This is a genomic window from Streptomyces sp. NRRL S-37 (genome assembly GCF_000721605.1).
Taxonomy (GTDB): Bacteria; Actinomycetota; Actinomycetes; order Streptomycetales; family Streptomycetaceae; genus Streptomyces.
In genome coordinates this window covers 1-302 of record NZ_JOIZ01000147.1, presented here as the reverse complement: position 1 = coordinate 302, position 302 = coordinate 1, and the positions used below count along the sequence as shown (strand labels likewise).

Genomic DNA, 302 nt, shown 5'->3' with positions numbered 1-302 from the left:
TTCGGGCCTTGTGCTTGGCGGCCATCTTCGACACGGACGAACGGTGCTTGGCGGCAAGGGTTTTGAGCATGGAGGTTTCCATGACCCATTGCAGCCGGTACAGCCGGAAGACATCTCCGGCGAGCAGGTAGTACTGGACGATGCCCCGATAGACGGTCCCGAAGGTTGCCACGATCGCGTGATCGCTGCTGTTGATCAGGGCAGTCTTCTTCGCGGGGTTTCCGCGGGCGAGATAGGGGGCGCATTTAGCTTTGATCACATCCCGTGGGACGCGGAGAGCGATCTGGCCGTTGATCCGACGG

At 60.9% G+C, this 302-nt stretch carries 1 protein-coding gene; it reads right to left on the bottom strand.

The window, feature by feature from the left end; genetic code table 11:
* A partial coding sequence (locus tag IH50_RS43085; RefSeq protein ID WP_030873236.1) for a group II intron reverse transcriptase/maturase occupies positions 1 to 302 on the bottom strand: 302 nt, incomplete at both ends.